The organism is Bacillus sp. G16, assembly GCF_021282335.1.
In the GTDB taxonomy this organism is placed as follows: Bacteria; Bacillota; Bacilli; order Bacillales; family Bacillaceae; genus Bacillus; species Bacillus inaquosorum.
Map to the genome: position 1 here is coordinate 311,182 of NZ_JAJSOZ010000002.1, position 15,915 is coordinate 327,096.

General features: G+C 44.3%; 16 protein-coding genes and 1 pseudogene. 6 read left to right on the forward strand and 11 right to left on the reverse strand.

Translation table 11 applies throughout. The features are described 5' to 3' along the window. Positions 1-3: 3 nt before the first annotated feature. Positions 4-1,899: a glucose-specific PTS transporter subunit IIBC gene (gene ptsG / locus LWH95_RS03565; RefSeq protein ID WP_232918975.1), complete on the forward strand. Its 1,896-nt coding sequence runs from the start codon at positions 4-6 to the stop codon at positions 1,897-1,899. A 144-nt stretch (positions 1,900-2,043) separates the two neighbouring features. Continuing rightward, positions 2,044-3,288 carry a glutamate-aspartate/proton symporter GltP gene (gltP, locus tag LWH95_RS03570; RefSeq protein ID WP_119913331.1) on the forward strand — a complete coding sequence of 415 codons (1,245 nt, stop codon included), beginning with the start codon at positions 2,044-2,046 and terminating at the stop codon, positions 3,286-3,288. Positions 3,289-3,325: 37 nt separating this feature from the next. On the opposite strand, the gene trhO is transcribed toward gltP, so the two are convergent. From trhO to purT, 11 genes are all read right to left on the reverse strand, one after another. After that, positions 3,326-4,294, reverse strand: coding sequence for an oxygen-dependent tRNA uridine(34) hydroxylase TrhO (gene trhO, locus LWH95_RS03575; RefSeq protein ID WP_119913330.1), 969 nt, complete (start codon positions 4,292-4,294; stop codon positions 3,326-3,328). Positions 4,295-4,493: 199 nt separating this feature from the next. Beyond that, positions 4,494-5,381, reverse strand: coding sequence for a helix-turn-helix transcriptional regulator (locus tag LWH95_RS03580; RefSeq protein ID WP_019257352.1), 888 nt, complete (start codon positions 5,379-5,381; stop codon positions 4,494-4,496). Between the two features lie 109 nt (positions 5,382-5,490). Then, a complete protein-coding gene (locus tag LWH95_RS03585) occupies positions 5,491-6,831 on the reverse strand; it encodes an erythromycin esterase family protein (protein WP_232918976.1) in 1,341 nt (446 codons plus the stop codon). 103 nt (positions 6,832-6,934) lie between these two features. Beyond that, a complete protein-coding gene (locus LWH95_RS03590) occupies positions 6,935-7,213 on the reverse strand; it encodes a hypothetical protein (RefSeq protein ID WP_232918977.1) in 279 nt (92 codons plus the stop codon). A 54-nt stretch (positions 7,214-7,267) separates the two neighbouring features. Beyond that, complete coding sequence (locus LWH95_RS03595) at positions 7,268-8,059, reverse strand: phosphatidylserine decarboxylase (protein ID WP_019257349.1); 792 nt, start codon at positions 8,057-8,059, stop codon at positions 7,268-7,270. After that, the gene (locus LWH95_RS03600; RefSeq protein ID WP_003241384.1) at positions 8,052-8,540 is read right to left on the reverse strand and encodes a DedA family protein; all 489 of its coding nucleotides are present in this window, start codon (positions 8,538-8,540) and stop codon (positions 8,052-8,054) included. Before LWH95_RS03600 ends, LWH95_RS03595 begins: the two co-directional genes overlap by 8 nt. Then, the gene (pssA, locus tag LWH95_RS03605; protein WP_133488650.1) at positions 8,531-9,064 is read right to left on the reverse strand and encodes a CDP-diacylglycerol--serine O-phosphatidyltransferase; all 534 of its coding nucleotides are present in this window, start codon (positions 9,062-9,064) and stop codon (positions 8,531-8,533) included. Before pssA ends, LWH95_RS03600 begins: the two co-directional genes overlap by 10 nt. A gap of 198 nt (positions 9,065-9,262) precedes the next feature. After that, positions 9,263-10,147: an alpha/beta fold hydrolase gene (locus LWH95_RS03610; RefSeq protein ID WP_232918978.1), complete on the reverse strand. Its 885-nt coding sequence runs from the start codon at positions 10,145-10,147 to the stop codon at positions 9,263-9,265. Positions 10,148-10,319: 172 nt separating this feature from the next. Further along, positions 10,320-10,718, reverse strand: a complete 399-nt coding sequence (locus LWH95_RS03615; RefSeq protein ID WP_232918979.1) for a YbfJ family protein — start codon at positions 10,716-10,718, stop codon at positions 10,320-10,322. Continuing rightward, entirely contained in the window at positions 10,681-11,619 is a 939-nt protein-coding gene (gene mpr, locus LWH95_RS03620; RefSeq protein WP_225516583.1) for an extracellular metalloprotease Mpr, read from the reverse strand. The genes LWH95_RS03615 and mpr overlap by 38 nt, the downstream gene beginning before the upstream one ends. A 144-nt stretch (positions 11,620-11,763) precedes the next feature. After that, complete coding sequence (gene purT, locus LWH95_RS03625; RefSeq protein ID WP_232918980.1) at positions 11,764-12,918, reverse strand: phosphoribosylglycinamide formyltransferase 2; 1,155 nt, start codon at positions 12,916-12,918, stop codon at positions 11,764-11,766. 291 nt (positions 12,919-13,209) lie between these two features. Here purT and LWH95_RS03630 point away from each other — a divergent pair, with 291 nt between their 5' ends. The 4 genes and pseudogenes from LWH95_RS03630 (at position 13,210) to LWH95_RS03645 (ending at position 15,888) form a co-directional block, all read left to right on the forward strand. After that, positions 13,210-14,037 carry an AraC family ligand binding domain-containing protein gene (locus tag LWH95_RS03630; protein ID WP_019257343.1) on the forward strand — a complete coding sequence of 276 codons (828 nt, stop codon included), beginning with the start codon at positions 13,210-13,212 and terminating at the stop codon, positions 14,035-14,037. Then, complete coding sequence (locus LWH95_RS03635; protein WP_232918981.1) at positions 14,034-14,954, forward strand: DMT family transporter; 921 nt, start codon at positions 14,034-14,036, stop codon at positions 14,952-14,954. Before LWH95_RS03630 ends, LWH95_RS03635 begins: the two co-directional genes overlap by 4 nt. 23 nt (positions 14,955-14,977) lie before the next feature. Next, positions 14,978-15,393 (forward strand): annotated as a pseudogene (locus LWH95_RS03640) (glycoside hydrolase domain-containing protein); the annotation flags it as partial. A 69-nt stretch (positions 15,394-15,462) separates the two neighbouring features. Next, the gene (locus tag LWH95_RS03645; protein ID WP_148982935.1) at positions 15,463-15,888 is read left to right on the forward strand and encodes a hypothetical protein; all 426 of its coding nucleotides are present in this window, start codon (positions 15,463-15,465) and stop codon (positions 15,886-15,888) included. Positions 15,889-15,915: the final 27 nt, after the last annotated feature.

Consider the following 15,915-nt stretch of genomic DNA (forward strand, 5'->3'; position numbering starts at 1 on the left):
GTCATGTTTAAAAAGGCATTTCAAATTCTGCAGCAGCTTGGCCGCGCGTTGATGACTCCGGTTGCCGTCCTCCCGGCAGCCGGTCTTTTGCTCCGGTTCGGTGACAAGGATTTACTGAACATCCCTATTATAAAGGATGCGGGCGGCGTTGTATTCGACAACCTGCCGCTGATTTTCGCCGTGGGGGTCGCGATCGGGTTAGCCGGCGGCGAAGGTGTAGCCGGTCTTGCCGCTGTCATCGGATACTTAATTTTAACCGTCACCCTCGACAACATGGGAAAATTGCTCGGCCTTCAGCCTCCGTATGAAGGAGCCGAGCACCTGATTGATATGGGGGTATTCGGAGGAATCATCATCGGGCTTCTTGCCGCATATTTATATAAGCGTTTTTCATCAATCGAGCTGCATCCGGTCCTTGGATTTTTCTCAGGAAAACGGTTTGTCCCGATTATTACTTCCATCAGTTCATTGGTAATCGGCGTGATTTTCTCATTCGTTTGGCCGCTGATCCAAAACGGAATTAACGCAGCCAGCAGTTTAATTGCCGATTCAACGATCGGCCTGTTCTTTTATGCAACGATCTATCGTTTGCTGATTCCTTTTGGCCTGCATCATATTTTTTATACACCTTTCTACTTTATGATGGGAGAATACACAGACCCGTCAACAGGCAATACCGTAACCGGCGACCTGACAAGGTTTTTCGCGGGAGACCCGACAGCTGGGCGCTTTATGATGGGGGATTTCCCTTACATGATTTTCTGTCTGCCGGCAGTTGCTCTTGCCATTATTCATACAGCGCGTCCGGAAAAGAAAAAAATGATCTCCGGCGTTATGATTTCTGCGGCGCTCACATCTTTGCTGACAGGCATTACAGAGCCGGTTGAGTTTTCTTTCTTGTTCGTTGCGCCCGTGCTCTATTTGATTAACTCTATTCTCGCCGGCGTCATCTTTGTCGTTTGTGATTTATTCCATGTTCGCCACGGCTATACGTTCTCAGGCGGCGGAATTGACTACGTCTTGAACTACGGACTGTCGACAAACGGCTGGGTTGTCATTCCTGTCGGGATCGTGTTTGCATTCATTTATTATTATTTGTTCCGATTTGCGATTTTGAAATGGAACTTGAAAACACCCGGCCGTGAAACAGATGAAGCCGATCAGACTGAGGCAAAAGCTCCTGTCGCAAAAGACCAGCTTGCCTTTCATGTGCTGAAGGCCTTGGGCGGACAGCAAAATATCGCCAACCTGGATGCGTGTATTACAAGGCTTCGCGTGACCGTTCATCAGCCGAGCCAAGTCAGCAAGGACGAATTAAAACGGCTTGGCGCCGTAGGTGTGCTGGAAGTCAATAACAACTTCCAGGCGATATTCGGAACAAAATCCGACGCTTTAAAAGACGACATCAAAACGATCATGGCCGGAGGCGTCCCGGACACCGCCGCCGCACTGGATACAGAGCCTGACAAGCAGCAGAAGCACGCTTCCGAAGAGACTTTTATTTATCCGGTTAAAGGAGAAACGGTCTCTCTGACAGATGTTCCTGATCAAGTCTTTTCAGAAAAAATGATGGGCGAGGGCTTTGCGATTGACCCATCAGAAGGAAAAGTCGTTGCCCCTGCGGATGGCGAAGTCGTCTCCATTTTTCCAACAAAGCACGCCATCGGCTTTATGAGCGCCGGCGGCACCGAAATCCTGATTCATGTCGGCATTGATACCGTCAAATTGAATGGAGAAGGCTTTGAAACCTATGTCACGAGCGGACAAGCCGTCAAACAAGGCGAACTGCTTCTCACATTTGATCTCGATTACATTAAGCAGCATGCCGCTTCGGCTGTAACGCCGGTCATCTTCACAAATGCATCTGAAGAAGAGATGAAGCACATCCACATGAAGTAAAAAAGTCCCCCCTGCTGCGGGGGACTTTTTCGCCAACATAATGAAAGCGCTGTCAAAATAAAATAATTTGAAAAAAGGTGTTTGCAATTGATTCACGAATGATATGAATATGCCTAAATCTTATCATTCTAAAGGGGGATTCATTTGAAAAAATTTATCGCATTTCAAATTTTAATTGCTTTGGCAATCGGCGCAGTGATCGGCCACTTTTTTCCTGATTTCGGGATGGCACTGAGACCTGTCGGAGACGGATTTATCCGCTTAATTAAAATGATTGTCGTGCCGATTGTATTCTCTACCATTGTCATCGGAGCGGCAGGAAGCGGAAGCATGAAAAAAATGGGCAGTCTCGGCATCAAGACGATCATTTGGTTTGAAGTGATTACCACGTTGGTATTGGCGCTCGGACTCCTATTAGCGAATGTCTTAAAACCGGGTGTCGGGCTTGACCTCTCCCATTTGGCGAAAAAAGATATCAATGAACTTTCCGGCTACACAGACAAAGTTGTTGATTTCAAACAAATGATCCTCGATATTATCCCTACAAACATTATTGATGTCATGGCCAGAAATGATTTGCTTGCCGTTATATTCTTTGCTATTTTGTTCGGTGTTGCAGCGGCTGGCATTGGCAAAGCCTCTGAACCAGTGATGAATTTCTTTGAATCTGTCGCTCAAATTATGTTCAAACTCACGCAAATCGTCATGGTGACTGCTCCTATCGGTGTGCTTGCCCTTATGGCAGCCTCTGTAGGCCAATATGGCATTGAACTTCTCCTCCCTATGTTTAAGCTGGTCGGCACGGTATTCCTTGGTCTGTTCCTGATCCTCTTTGTCCTCTTTCCGCTTGTCGGTCTCATCTTTCAGATTAAGTATTTCGAAGTATTAAAAATGATATGGGATCTGTTTTTAATTGCATTTTCCACCACCAGCACCGAAACCATTCTTCCTCAGCTGATGGACAGAATGGAGAAATACGGCTGCCCGAAACGAGTGGTATCATTTGTCGTCCCCTCCGGCTTGTCACTGAACTGTGACGGCTCCAGCTTATACTTATCGGTTTCCTGTATTTTTCTGGCGCAGGCCTTTCATGTAGACATGACATTGTCCCAGCAGCTGCTCATGATGCTAGTGCTTGTGATGACCAGTAAAGGCATTGCAGCTGTTCCGTCAGGCTCGCTTGTTGTTCTTCTGGCGACTGCCAATGCTGTAGGGCTGCCGGCAGAAGGCGTTGCCATTATAGCGGGCGTTGACCGCGTCATGGACATGGCGAGAACTGGCGTGAACGTACCGGGACATGCGGTGGCCTGCATCGTGGTGTCGAAATGGGAGAAGTCCTTCCGCCAAAAAGAATGGGTATCCGCAAACGGAAAAACCGAAAGCATGTAGAAAAAAAGAACACCTCATTCCCGAGGTGTTCTTTCTATTATTCAGCAGCAGCGTGATCTTCTTTTTCAATCACTGCCAGTCTTGCGTTTACTTCTTCTTCTGTCATATTATGCTCTTGAACATACAGGTTTCTTGGGTTCGTGCGGCATTCGTGGCTGCAGCTGCGCATATATTTATACTCATTTTCCGGTGTGCATATCATTTTCTTGTTGCAAGATGGATTTGCGCAGTTCACATAACGCTCACACGGTTCACCTGTAAAATAGTCTTTTCCGACAATCACATGCTCGACACGGTTGACAGGCACGCTGATTCTTTCATCGAATACATAGCACTGGCCGTCCCAAAGCTTGCCTTGCACCTCAGGATCTTTTCCGTATGTCACGATTCCGCCGTCAAGCTGTGATACATCTTCAAAGCCTTGCTTCATCAGCCATCCTGAGAATTTTTCACAGCGCACGCCGCCCGTGCAGTACGTTAAAATCTGTTTGCCTTCAAGCATGTCTTTGTTTTCCTCAATCCACTCAGGCAATTCACGGAAGGCTTCAATGTCAGGACGGACAGCGCCTCTGAAATGGCCAAGATCATACTCGTAATCGTTACGTGCGTCGAGTACAATTGTGTTTGGATCCTGCATTTTCTCATAAAATTCTGCAGGCTTCAAATGCTGCCCTGTTGTTTCATTCGGATCCACATCATCCTCAAGACGAAGCGTTACAAGCTCTTTTTTATGACGAACGAAGATTTTTTTGAACGCATGCTCTTCTTCTTCATCAATTTTAAATACCATGTCCGCAAAACGAGGGTCAGCTTTCATTGTTTGCATATATTTTTCAGTCTGCTCAACCGTACCTGATACCGTACCGTTAATTCCTTCAGAAGAAACAAGGATACGGCCTAACAAACCAAGCTCCTTACAAAAAGCCAGATGCTGCTCTCTAAACGCCTCTGGATCTTCAATCGGAACATATTTATAGTAAAGTAATACTCTGTATTGTTTTTCCATGATTTAAACACCCTGTTCAATTATAGTTAGTTGCTATGCACACTCTTACTATATCATACAGGAAAATGCCGCAAAGATGAACATATCCGCACAGACTGATAAAAATATCCAAGCTCTTACAAACCTACGCGGCACAAGGGTTTATTAATAACAAATAGTATTTTCCATTAACTTACTAATAAAAGTAGTTGTCTGAAAACTATTTTTGTAGTTCCTCTTCAAAAGATAAATTTACCGGTTCATCTAAAAGTTCTCCCGGCATTTCAAGGTTTGTTGAAGGAACGCTCTCATCTACCTCTTCAAAAACAACATGATCCATCCACACCTGACCCGGCCCAGATAATTGAACGCCAAAAGATATCACAGCGCTATTTTCAGGGACATCTAAAACGATAGCATAATGATTCCAATTGGTTGTTCCGGTAATAGGTCTGTTGCTCATATTATCAAATTGGAGAACGTCATCAGCAGCACTGTCAACCCGCATCCAAAGTGAGGCAAAATGCTGCACTCCTTTTGTTTTGATAAAACTTGATAGACGAAGCCTTTTTCCTAGATAGCGATCTGCTTTGAATTGCTGCATCATCGTCGCAAATTCACCGATATCCTGCACCATCGTTGACTTTAAATATCCTGAAGCTTTTCCCTGATGTACATTTTCCCTGTCAACTCCCATTTCGAATTGGAACGGATGGCTCCCGCTCAATACCCAACCCTTCATTTTTTTCTCCATGTAAGATTCCTCCTTTTTTGAAGTAAAACGCTTCATAAATGTTCGATATGCGCCAGGCGGCATGTGATACAGCTTTTTGAACGTCCTCGTAAATGCTTCTTGAGATTCAAACTGATAATACAAAGCAATATCAATAATACGAAGATCTGTATAAAGCAAAGCTGCCGCTGCATTCGCAAGACGTCTTAACCGAATATAAGAAGCAACCGACATGCCGACTTCTTTTTGAAAAATCCGATGAAAATGGAATTTTGAAAAGCCTGAAACGTTTACAATATCCTCATTTGATATTTGCTCATGTAAATGTGATTCAATCCAATCGATCGTTTTCTGGACAGCTTTTTCATAATACATTGCACGCTTCAATCTCCTTTCTGTTTTAGAATAATGGATCACAACTTATATGTTTTGATTATTTTTGCGATATGTAAAAACCCCCTGTTATACCACAGGGGGACACTGCTCACTTGATAATGGCAGATGGCGTGATATGCTCCAGCCAAATGACACCGTCATATTGTTCCTTCAGGAGCATCTGCTCTTCTTTGTCCCCCCAATAGAGTGCTGTCCGGGGGGTGTACATCCACGAAGTGCCTTTCTTGTTTGTTGTATGGAGAAAATCAACAAAGACAGCTGGATGGTCCGCAGCTTTCAGCAAGGCTTCGAGACTTCCAGATGGCGGCGGGCTTGTGACCGGCTTAACGGTCTTATTATCGTAGCTATCCAGACTCGCACCTGAGTAAGCGTAGATTCCAATCGTATATGTTTGTTTTTTCAGCCGCTCCGGCAAATAATCACCCATGTTAGGGCCGTTTAGCTGTACCCAGTCCTTTATCATTTTGGTATTCTGTTTACGAAGATGGTAGTTGTGGCCCCAGACAATGATTTTCTTTTTCGGATAAAGGGTTTCCGCTACCCACTGAAATTGTTCAGCCATCATGCGGTCTCTCATAAAGAATGAAAAATCCTCAATATTCTCCGGATAATCCTCTAGTTTTTCTTTCATTTCTTCCAGCATATACGTCTCCATTACGTTAATTCTCAGCTGAAGGGAATGCATAAACATCTCATAAGCTTTCGGCTCTTTCGGAAGGTGGGCTTTTAGCTCTGAAGCATGTGTTTCAGCGAACTTAATCAGCTCCTGATAGTTTTTCACAAGCTTTTCCTTCTTTTGCGTAAATTCATCAAACGTGTTGCTGTCTGTCACCAATGTTGAAAAGTCATTTTCTGATTGGGAGAGCAGCTCTGCTTTTTCAGGGTCCACCGCTTTTACCCATTGGTTTGCAGCATCATTGAATGAATTCCTCATGCTTTGAATATCAAACCCCGTAAGGATAAGCGGATCGCCTTTCTCCTTTTGCTCTTTCATGTAATCAAACAGTTCAACGACATCTTCTGTGTGCCAAACAGCGTAAATGGAGTTTTTCATCGTGCTTTTAGAGGTTAGTTGGTCCATATTAAGGTAGGATGCATTTGTATCGGGAAAGCCAGACTCAAAGGCCAATACATCGTATCCCAGTTCTTCGTGGAGGTATTTGATCATGCGGACCTTTGTTGCATTGATTTCGCCAGCGCCATGTGTGGTTTCTCCTAACTGAACGATTCGTTTTCCTTTCAGCACCTTCTTGAGAAAGCGAAGGTCTTTGTTTGAGGCATCGGAAGAATCCAGTGGATGTGCATGTCGTTCAATCCAGCGTTCCCAATGTTTTTCTTCAGAAGCAGCACGGGCTGAGGCTGAAAAAGAAGAAAACACAAAACAGACAATCAGCAGCGGCAGCGTCATTTTCACTATTATTCGTTTCATTCTATCTCTCCTTTTCTTCTGGGTTCTCTAGTAGTTACGAGATAGATATAGAAAAAGTTTCCTTTATCGGCCAACAAAAAAAGCTTCTCTACTGAAAGAAGCTTTATCTGGATCCTCTCATCACTTGATGAAAGTAAAACCGATACGTATTTCGTAAAAATGTTTCAACCGGAAGCTGCACATCCGCTTGGTATTTGCTGATGATGAACGGAAACCGCTCGATTCCTTTCTCACGCAAATCACTCGCTTGCTCTTCATCTGTTCCCTTCTCTTGCAGAACCGCTTCAACGATTGGCCAGCACGCTTCCCGCAGTTGTCTCAGGACGGCTTCGTCTCCGGTGTTCTGATAATCTGTGATCCAGCTGATGATTTGTTTCTCCATGAGTTTCACCTTTCTTCAAAAAAAGAGGCGCTGCGTTTATGCGAGCTCCTCTTTTTACTCTTCGTAACCTATCAGTTCTCCGACTTGGACTTCTTGGCCTTCTGTTAAATTGGCGGAAGGCTGGAACGCGTCTTTTTCAAAAATCAAAATGACGGTTGAGCCGAATGAAAAGTATCCCAGCTCCTCGCCGATCTCCAGCTCGTCCCGTGTACTCGTCTGCACGATAGAATTAATATTCATCGCACCGACAGGAATCATCAGGACACTTCGGCTGCCGCCATTCAGCTCGTACACAAACCGGTAATTTTTCGACAAGACATCTTTTCCGTATTTCAACCCTAATTGATTGACCGGGTATGAGCGATTTCCAAGCTCGGCCAGCTTTTGATACCTGCAGCTGATCGGGGAATGGAAACGGTGATAATGCCGCGGGCTTAAATACAGAACGACAAAGTACCCGCCGTTGAATTGATGGTCTGCGCTTTTACAGCCGGTCAGCTCAGCGAATGAGTAATCTTTTCCCTTTACCGTAAAGGTTTGATTCGGGTTGATTTTTCCCACTGTCTGAACCACCCCGTCAACAGGGCTGACTACCGCATGAGCCTCTTTTGACACCGGGCGCCGCTCCAGATTAATATGTCGAATGAACAATTCGGACAGCGAACTGTAATCAGCGGCCGTACCATTTACATCATCCCAATTTAGCCGAAAATGTTTTGAGAAAAGCGGAATGACCGGTTTGCTGATTTTAGACTCGCAAAATCCTTTAATCAGATAGGATGACAGACGATGATTCGTCAGCTCTATCAATGATCGGTACAGAATCTTTACAGCCGTATTAAACATGAATAATCCCTATAACCCTTCCGATTGTAATAAAAATAAAGCACCATAAAAAGGCGCCGATTGCCGCAAACACAATATACGTTTTCAGCTCCATTTTGCCGATTCCCGAAAAGTAGCATGTCACATGTCTGACGCCGGGAATAAAATAACCTAAAATAAGAGAATATGGACCGTATTTCTTCATCCATTTTTCCACTTTCATCATTCTCTTTTCCTTCAATCCAACCCACTTGCCGTACTTGTCGATAAACGGGCGCCCGGCTTTTCTGCCAATCATGTAGCTGATCAGCATACCTAACAAAGCCCCGAAAAAGCTGATCAATATTGAAAGCTCATAATTCAGCACGTCAGTATGTGTGAAGTAACCGACGACGGTCATCATCACTTCATCTGGAATCGGCAACCCAACGATCCCCAAAACCAGCATCAAAAAAATAGCGAGATAACCGTAATCCGCTATGAGCTGCTGAACTAATTCCATCTCTCGGACTCCAGATTTTCTGCCGCATGTTTTTTAAAGTGAGGAAATTTGATTTTACTCACCATTAAATATGAAAGTCCGCAAGTCCCAATTGCCAGCAGGATCGGGTTATAGACGAAGCTTAGAATAACGAGACACATACCCGCAAATGGAATCGGCATTCCGATAAAGGTCGGAAGCTTGCTTTGCTCAGTGTTAAATTTAGAGAGGCGAAGCATTCCGCAAATGCTGTACGTCAATGCGCATAAGATCCCGACAAATGGCAGGGCGTACAATGCAACACTGTAAGCAAGCATAGAAGGAGCCACGCCAAACGTAACGAGATCTGCAAATGAATCCAGTTCTTTTCCCATATCAGAAACGGCATTCAGCTTACGTGCAGCCATTCCGTCAAAGAAATCAAGAAACATGCCGGTAAAAATGAAAAGCACTGCTGAGTGAATGTTGTGATATAACAAGGAATGAATCGCCAGCAGTCCGCAAGTAAAATTTCCTATCGTAATCATACAGGGGATATAATTCACAGTGTAACCAAACCTCCAATTGTAAAACCATCTATATCATTCGACGATATGGATCGAATAGCGTTACAGGAAAAATTTTCTCTATTAAGCATAATAACATAGAATGCCCCCAAAAAAGCAGCACTCAAATTCTATTATTATACAACATTTGTTACCTTTTGAACAATGAATGCCATTCTTTTCATGTTTCTGACAATTTTATTCCTCGCTTAAAAAGGACAAGACACGTTGATTGACGTACTCTGCCTGCTCCAGAGATAACAGATGTCCGGCGTTCTTCACAATTTCTGCCTGAATTCCCGGCACTAATACCGAAGCCCGTTCTAAAGCCATTTGCTGATGGTACATGACCTCGTGCTCACCGAACATCAGCAGTATTGGGACCGCAATCGATTTCAATTCCCGGTCTGTGAACACATATGGAAAGCCATTTTCTGTCGGCTTCAGGCTTCTTTGTTCATCCTGCCAATCCACACCCGCCACAATTTGTTTTTGCAGCAGAGGATGCAGATCATAACGGCTATCCGTGATCCACTTGATATATGCCTCAGCCCCCCTTGCCCCTGTAAGCCCCGCAGCGTATTTATAGACATCCGGATGAAGTGATATAAACGCTTCAGCAGGACTCATAACAACTGCCCGCTCTACTCTTTCAGGCGCTTGAAGCAAGAAATTCACGATATGGGCCCCGCCAAGCGAAAGGCCGGCCAGATGTGCCGTCTGAAGTCCGAGCAAATCAAGAACGTCTTTCAGCCAGACTGCGCAATCAACTCTGTTATCCAAAGGAGCTGATGGTATACTTTTATTTTTGTCTCCTATTATATCGACCGCATATGTACGATAATGACTGCTCCACGCCGCAATATTCGGATACCACATAGCAGAGCTGAAGAGCCCTCCGTGAAGCAAAACGAGCGACGGTGCGTCCTTTGGCCCACTTGCAATGATATGTGTTTTTCCAAAACGAGTAGAAACATAGAATGCTTCCGACTCAATCGGCCACAAAGAAAGGCTTTGATCATATGCCTGGTAAAAGCGAAGGCCGCTTTCTGCCGCGGCAAGCTGCATCGAATCTTGTGTCATCTTCTTCTTTTTCCTCCGGGTTTGATTGATATAAAATAAAGGATAATGCCCCTTTTGTCTCGTAAGAAAAAATGCCTATTTCTCATTATCTCATATTATAAATTTCCAGTATATAGCTTGGCTTCCTGTGAAAATAAAAAAAGGCAATTTCCCTTAAAATCAGGAAAACCGCCTATTCTTTGAAAACTAAAGGAATAACCTTATCTTTTTTATCCTCTGTTAATGAGATGTGATGGGTTACTGATTTTTCACCCTTCGTCAATGCGACGGAGTAGTCACCCTTTTTGCCGGTGTCCCATTTGATGTCTCCGTTTTTGTCTGTTTTACCGAGTATCTCGCCAATCTCTGTACTCGGCTCCTGGTCTGGGGCCGGTGCTTTAACGATCGTCACTTGAACCCCTTCGACCGGCAGCCCCTTGGCATCCTCCACATGAAGTGTGACAGGAATAGCCGTTTCTTTCTGAGCAGAATGCGTCTGTGAACTGCATCCGCATAAAAACAAAATAGATATGAAAATGGCTAGTTTGCTGTATTTATTGATTTGCCCAATATTGAATATTGTTGAATACATCGTTCGTCACCCTTGTTCCCAAGTTATATGACGATCCCCCGTTCGTGTGAATCGCAATAGCTGTCTGCCCTGTATCACTGTAGTTTCGATAAACTGGCGAGCCGCTTTGGCAGCCGTACGTATCAGTTGTATAGGTCAGCTTATACGTTTCAGCGGAACGAATCGGCTTTGTATCAGACCACATCGTGCCAAATGTCTTGTCACACGGGAATCCTGTCACTGACGAGGAAAGGCCCACGGGACTGCTGCTGTTTGTTGTCCGATAGCCGTACCAGCCAACCGTGTTTCCAGGAGAACCGTTTAATTTAACAGCTCCGTAATCATAATTGGTGTTTTTGCTTTCCGTCCATCCTTTGACGGAGTAAAACATCGTGCCAGAATAAGTTCCGTATGGATATGACGAATCATTGCGTCCCGGCGCGGCGGTTATCGACGAAGCCCATCCGTGATCCTGGCTGTACACACAATGTCCAGCCGTTACGACTGTATTCGGATTGACTAAAAATCCGGTACATCCATAAGTGCTTGAGGTGTTGGGATACTTGATTGACAGTTGAACAGTTGCTCTGTAAGGAAAAGATGTAGTACTGGAGATTCTAGTGCGTTCATCGGTTCCGATGATACTTGAAGGCTGTAAGGTTTTAATGTTTTTTTCCAATTGCGTTTGGCCGTATACCGATTTACTTGTTTTCCCGGTTCCCTCATAAGGGGCGGAAACTTGTTCTGCTTTTGACGTTTGGTTTTTCTTGACATCAGCTTCTTTACCGGTGTTGGAAACAGAAGTTTGCGGGTTCTCTGCCGCTTTTGCCGGTACTCCGATAGATACTGCAGCTGCCAAAGCCAAGCACAAAACCGTTAAGTAAGCGAACCATTTTTTTCTGAATGTTGAAACTAATTTCATTTTGTCATCTCCCTCCTTTTGTGTCAACCACCTTTATTGATGGAAGACTTTTACATTATAATCAGGTTTCTGATTCTTATGATAAAACTTTTATGGAGGATGAAAAAAAAACAGGCCTTGTCCAAGACAAGACCCGCTCAAATTTTATTTTATAAATAGCTGATCCAATGCCTTCTTTGCGTTCTCTCTCGCTGTTTCAACTGTATCAGCCGCAGAAAGCGCAACCGCCATACGGCGTCCGGCTTTCGTTATCGGCTTACCAAATACGCGAACTTGTGTCTTCGGAACTGCCAGTGCGTTTTCCAGTCCTTCAACAGTGTAATCCGCTGATTCTTCCGGTGCTTTGAGGGGCCGGCTGGCGCCAGGAGAAAGCTGTGTGATTTCTGTAATCGGAAAGCCGAGAATCGCACGAACATGCAGCGCAAATTCTGACAAATTTTGCGTCACCAGCGTGACAAGGCCCGTATCATGCGGACGAGGTGATACCTCACTGAAATACACCTTATCTTTCGCAAGGAACAGCTCAACGCCAAACAGGCCGTATCCGCCAAGCTCATCTGTAATGGCTTTCGCAATATGCTTTGCTTCTTCCATTTGCTGCTCTGTCATATGATGAGGCTGCCATGATTCGATATAATCTCCATCCTTTTGCAAATGACCAATCGGCTCGCAAAATGTCGTGCCGTTTACCGCACGTACGGTTAAGAGCGTAATTTCTGATTCGAATGGAATAAACTCCTCAACGATCACGCGGCCGTTTTTCACCCGTCCACCTTCCATCGCCGTCTCCCAGCAGTTCTCTAAATCTGCTTCAGAGCGGCACACGCTTTGGCCTTTTCCAGAAGAACTCATCAATGGTTTAACGACACAAGGGAAGCCGATCTGAGCTGCCGCTTGTACAAATTCCTCATATGTATTCGCGAATTCATAGCCAGCGGTCGCAAGTCCGAGCGTTTCCGCCGCTAGCCGTCTGATGCCTTCACGGTCCATCGTCAGCTTCGCCGCACGCGCATTCGGGATGACGTGAAACCCTTCCTCTTCAAGCTTCAGCAATTCATCCGTCGCAATGGCCTCAACCTCAGGCACAATCAAATCCGGCTTTTCTTTCTCAATAATGGTTCTGATCTGTTCGCGGTCCAGCATATCAACGACATAGCTGTTATGCGCGACCTGCATCGCCGGAGCATGCTCGTAACTGTCAACCGCCACCGTCTGTACCCCAAGACGCTGGGCTTCAATCACTACCTCTTTTCCTAACTCACCTGAACCTAACAATAAAACCTTCTTTGATTGATACATCTTTGCCCCTCCTATCTGTTTCCCAACCATTATAACTGAAATATTCGAAAAATAAATTTTTATTAAAAAGACAAAATAATAACGGCCTTAATTTGTATCTTGAGCAAAAAATATTCACAAGTGTTGTGCAGATAAAGTTATTATTGAAGAATAAAAATCTTTGCATTCTTAATCGAAAGCAGACCAATAACGGGTCTGCTTTCTCTATTCCAAACAGCAACATCATACAAGAAATCCCTAAAAATCATGCTACACTTAACCCAAGACCACCACACCGACAGGAGGCATCCCATGCAAAACGAAACCCGAACACTGCAACTTGACCCGCATCTTCATATAGAAGCCTACCGCTTCAAGGGGATTATGCAAAAATTCCCGAACCACTTCCACGATTATTATGTGATTGGCTTTATTGAAAAAGGACAGCGGTATCTGGCCTGCCAAGATCAAGAATATATCATCAATCCAGGTGATCTTCTCCTCTTTAACCCCCGTGACACGCATAGCTGTGAGCAGATTGACGGGCGGACGCTTGATTATCGGTGTATCAATGTGATGCCGGATGTCATGGAGAAGGCGGTCGAAGAGATTACTGGCGCCGGGCATCTCCCTTATTTCTCCCAGCATGTGTTATTCCGCCACGAGCTGACATCCAGCCTGCAGGAATTGCACATTCTGATTTCCGAGGAAAAGCAGGCTTTGCGCAAGGAGGAGCTGTTTCTTCATTTGCTGGAAGAGCTGATCCGCCGTTATTCAGACGTCACGTTCCTCAACAGCATTCCGGAACCATCCGACGAAGTCAAAATGGTTTGCGGATTTCTAGAAAAACATTACGCTGAGAACGTTACGCTCAATGATTTGAGTGAATTAACAGGATGGAGCAAATATCATTTATTGCGTTCATTTACAAAACAAAAAGGAATTACGCCTAATAGCTACCTGGAGACAATCCGGATTAATCAAGCGAAAAAACTCCTTGAACAAGGGGTAAGACCGATCGATGCGGCATTTCAGACAGGATTCAGTGATCAAAGCCATATGACGAAGTTTTTCAAACGGCAGGTGGGGCTGACGCCGAAGCAATACATGAAGATTTTTGAAAAGGAGCTTCAAAGATGAGCACACAAAGAGAAACGGCCGGGCATACCGCAGCCATTGTGACCATTCTGATTTGGGGGACGACCTTTATTTCGACAAAGGTGCTGCTGGCTGATTTTACGCCAATGGAAATATTATTTTACCGGTTTTTGATGGGCTTTATTGCTCTTATTCTCGTACGTCCCAAAATGATTCCATTCAAAAACTGGCGGCATGAGCTGTTATTTGCCGGGGCAGGTTTATTTGGCGTAACACTTTACTTTTTATTAGAAAATATAGCCCTTACGTATACATACGCTTCAAATGTCGGCATGATTGTGTCCATTATCCCGATGATTACTGCTGTACTGGCTCACTTTCTGCTTGAAGGCGAAAAATTGCGGCTGACTTTTTTCATTGGATTTGGGGCAGCACTGATCGGGCTTTTATTGATTACGTTCAACGGCAATGTCGTACTGCGTCTGAATCCGTTCGGAGACATCATGGCAGTCGGTGCCGCTCTCGTGTTTGGAGGCTACTCGATTTTCATGAAAAAATTAAGCGCGTACGATTATCACATCATCGAGCTGACACAGAGAGTGTTTTTGTACGGTTTGTTGTTTATGGTTCCCGCTTTATTTTTGTTCGACTTCCATTTTGACCTGAGCCGATTTTCATCCGCTTCAAATGTACTCAATATGCTCTTCCTCGGCATCGGTGCTTCCGCCCTGTGTTTCGCCACATGGAATTACTCAGTCGGCGTGCTCGGCGCCGTCAAATCCAGCGCGTATATTTACATGGTCCCGGTCATCACAATCGCCGCTTCCATCCTGATCCTGCACGAAAACATGACATGGATCGCTCTTCTGGGAGGTGCGCTTACACTTTTAGGCCTCTACATTTCAGAGCTGAAACCGAAGGCGAAGCTGATGGAGAACGGATGTAAAATGGATGCTTAACGTTGTCTATTTCACGGGTTTATGGGCAGACACAAACCTCTCTCACTGCGTCACAAATTGACTCTTACCAAAACCTTTTAAACAGTCTCAGCTTATCAGCACGCAATGGTTATTTGGAGGTTTATGTAAATTCAACCACTCTATCGTTAAATATTCAAGTTAAAAATTTTTACCCCTTATATTCCAGTAGGTGACAGTGCCAGATGGACATACGACTACGATTACTTTTAAAATAAAACAGAAGCACTTTGCTTTACCAGATACTGAGGAAATATACTCTCCAGATTGGGAATCTACTCTTACTGATATTTCTTTTGGAGTGGCTGCTGTATTAGGAGTTGTTGTCTTGATAACAGCTATACCTGAATCCTTAGCAGTAGGAGGAGCCGTAGCTTTTATTAGTGCGTTTTTAGCTTTATTCCCTTCTGCGAATAAATAATATACCAGCACTACATGGGTTATTTATATCACATCTCATGTAGTGCTTTACTTTTAAGGAGGCTACTGGATGACTCTAAATCAACAAACATTTAAAGAGACCGTAAAAACAGCCGAAACAATTACACAGTACAAGGAAAATGATAAAGAAATCCTGGCTTTTCTAACCAAACAGGATTCTATCATGCTGAATCAGCTAAAAGTGTTCTTTAGCGAGCCCCAGCTGACTCTTATACATAGTATAAAAACAGTAATCTACGGCACATTAGTTACTCTATTTTTATATTTTACAACGAATGAATTACCCCATGCAGGGAGTTTACTTGCTAGATTATTTTTTGTTGTTGTCGGGTTTATCTGGCTTGCCTCTTGTTTTAAAAACGCAAAAGCCATTCAAATCTCCCAAAACTTCAAACAAAAATCCGAAAACACCCGCATTGTCGGAATGATTGACTTCGTATTAGAACAAAAATACAAAAAAAGCATCTCTGAATAATCCCAACATCAGAGATGCTCCTTCTTC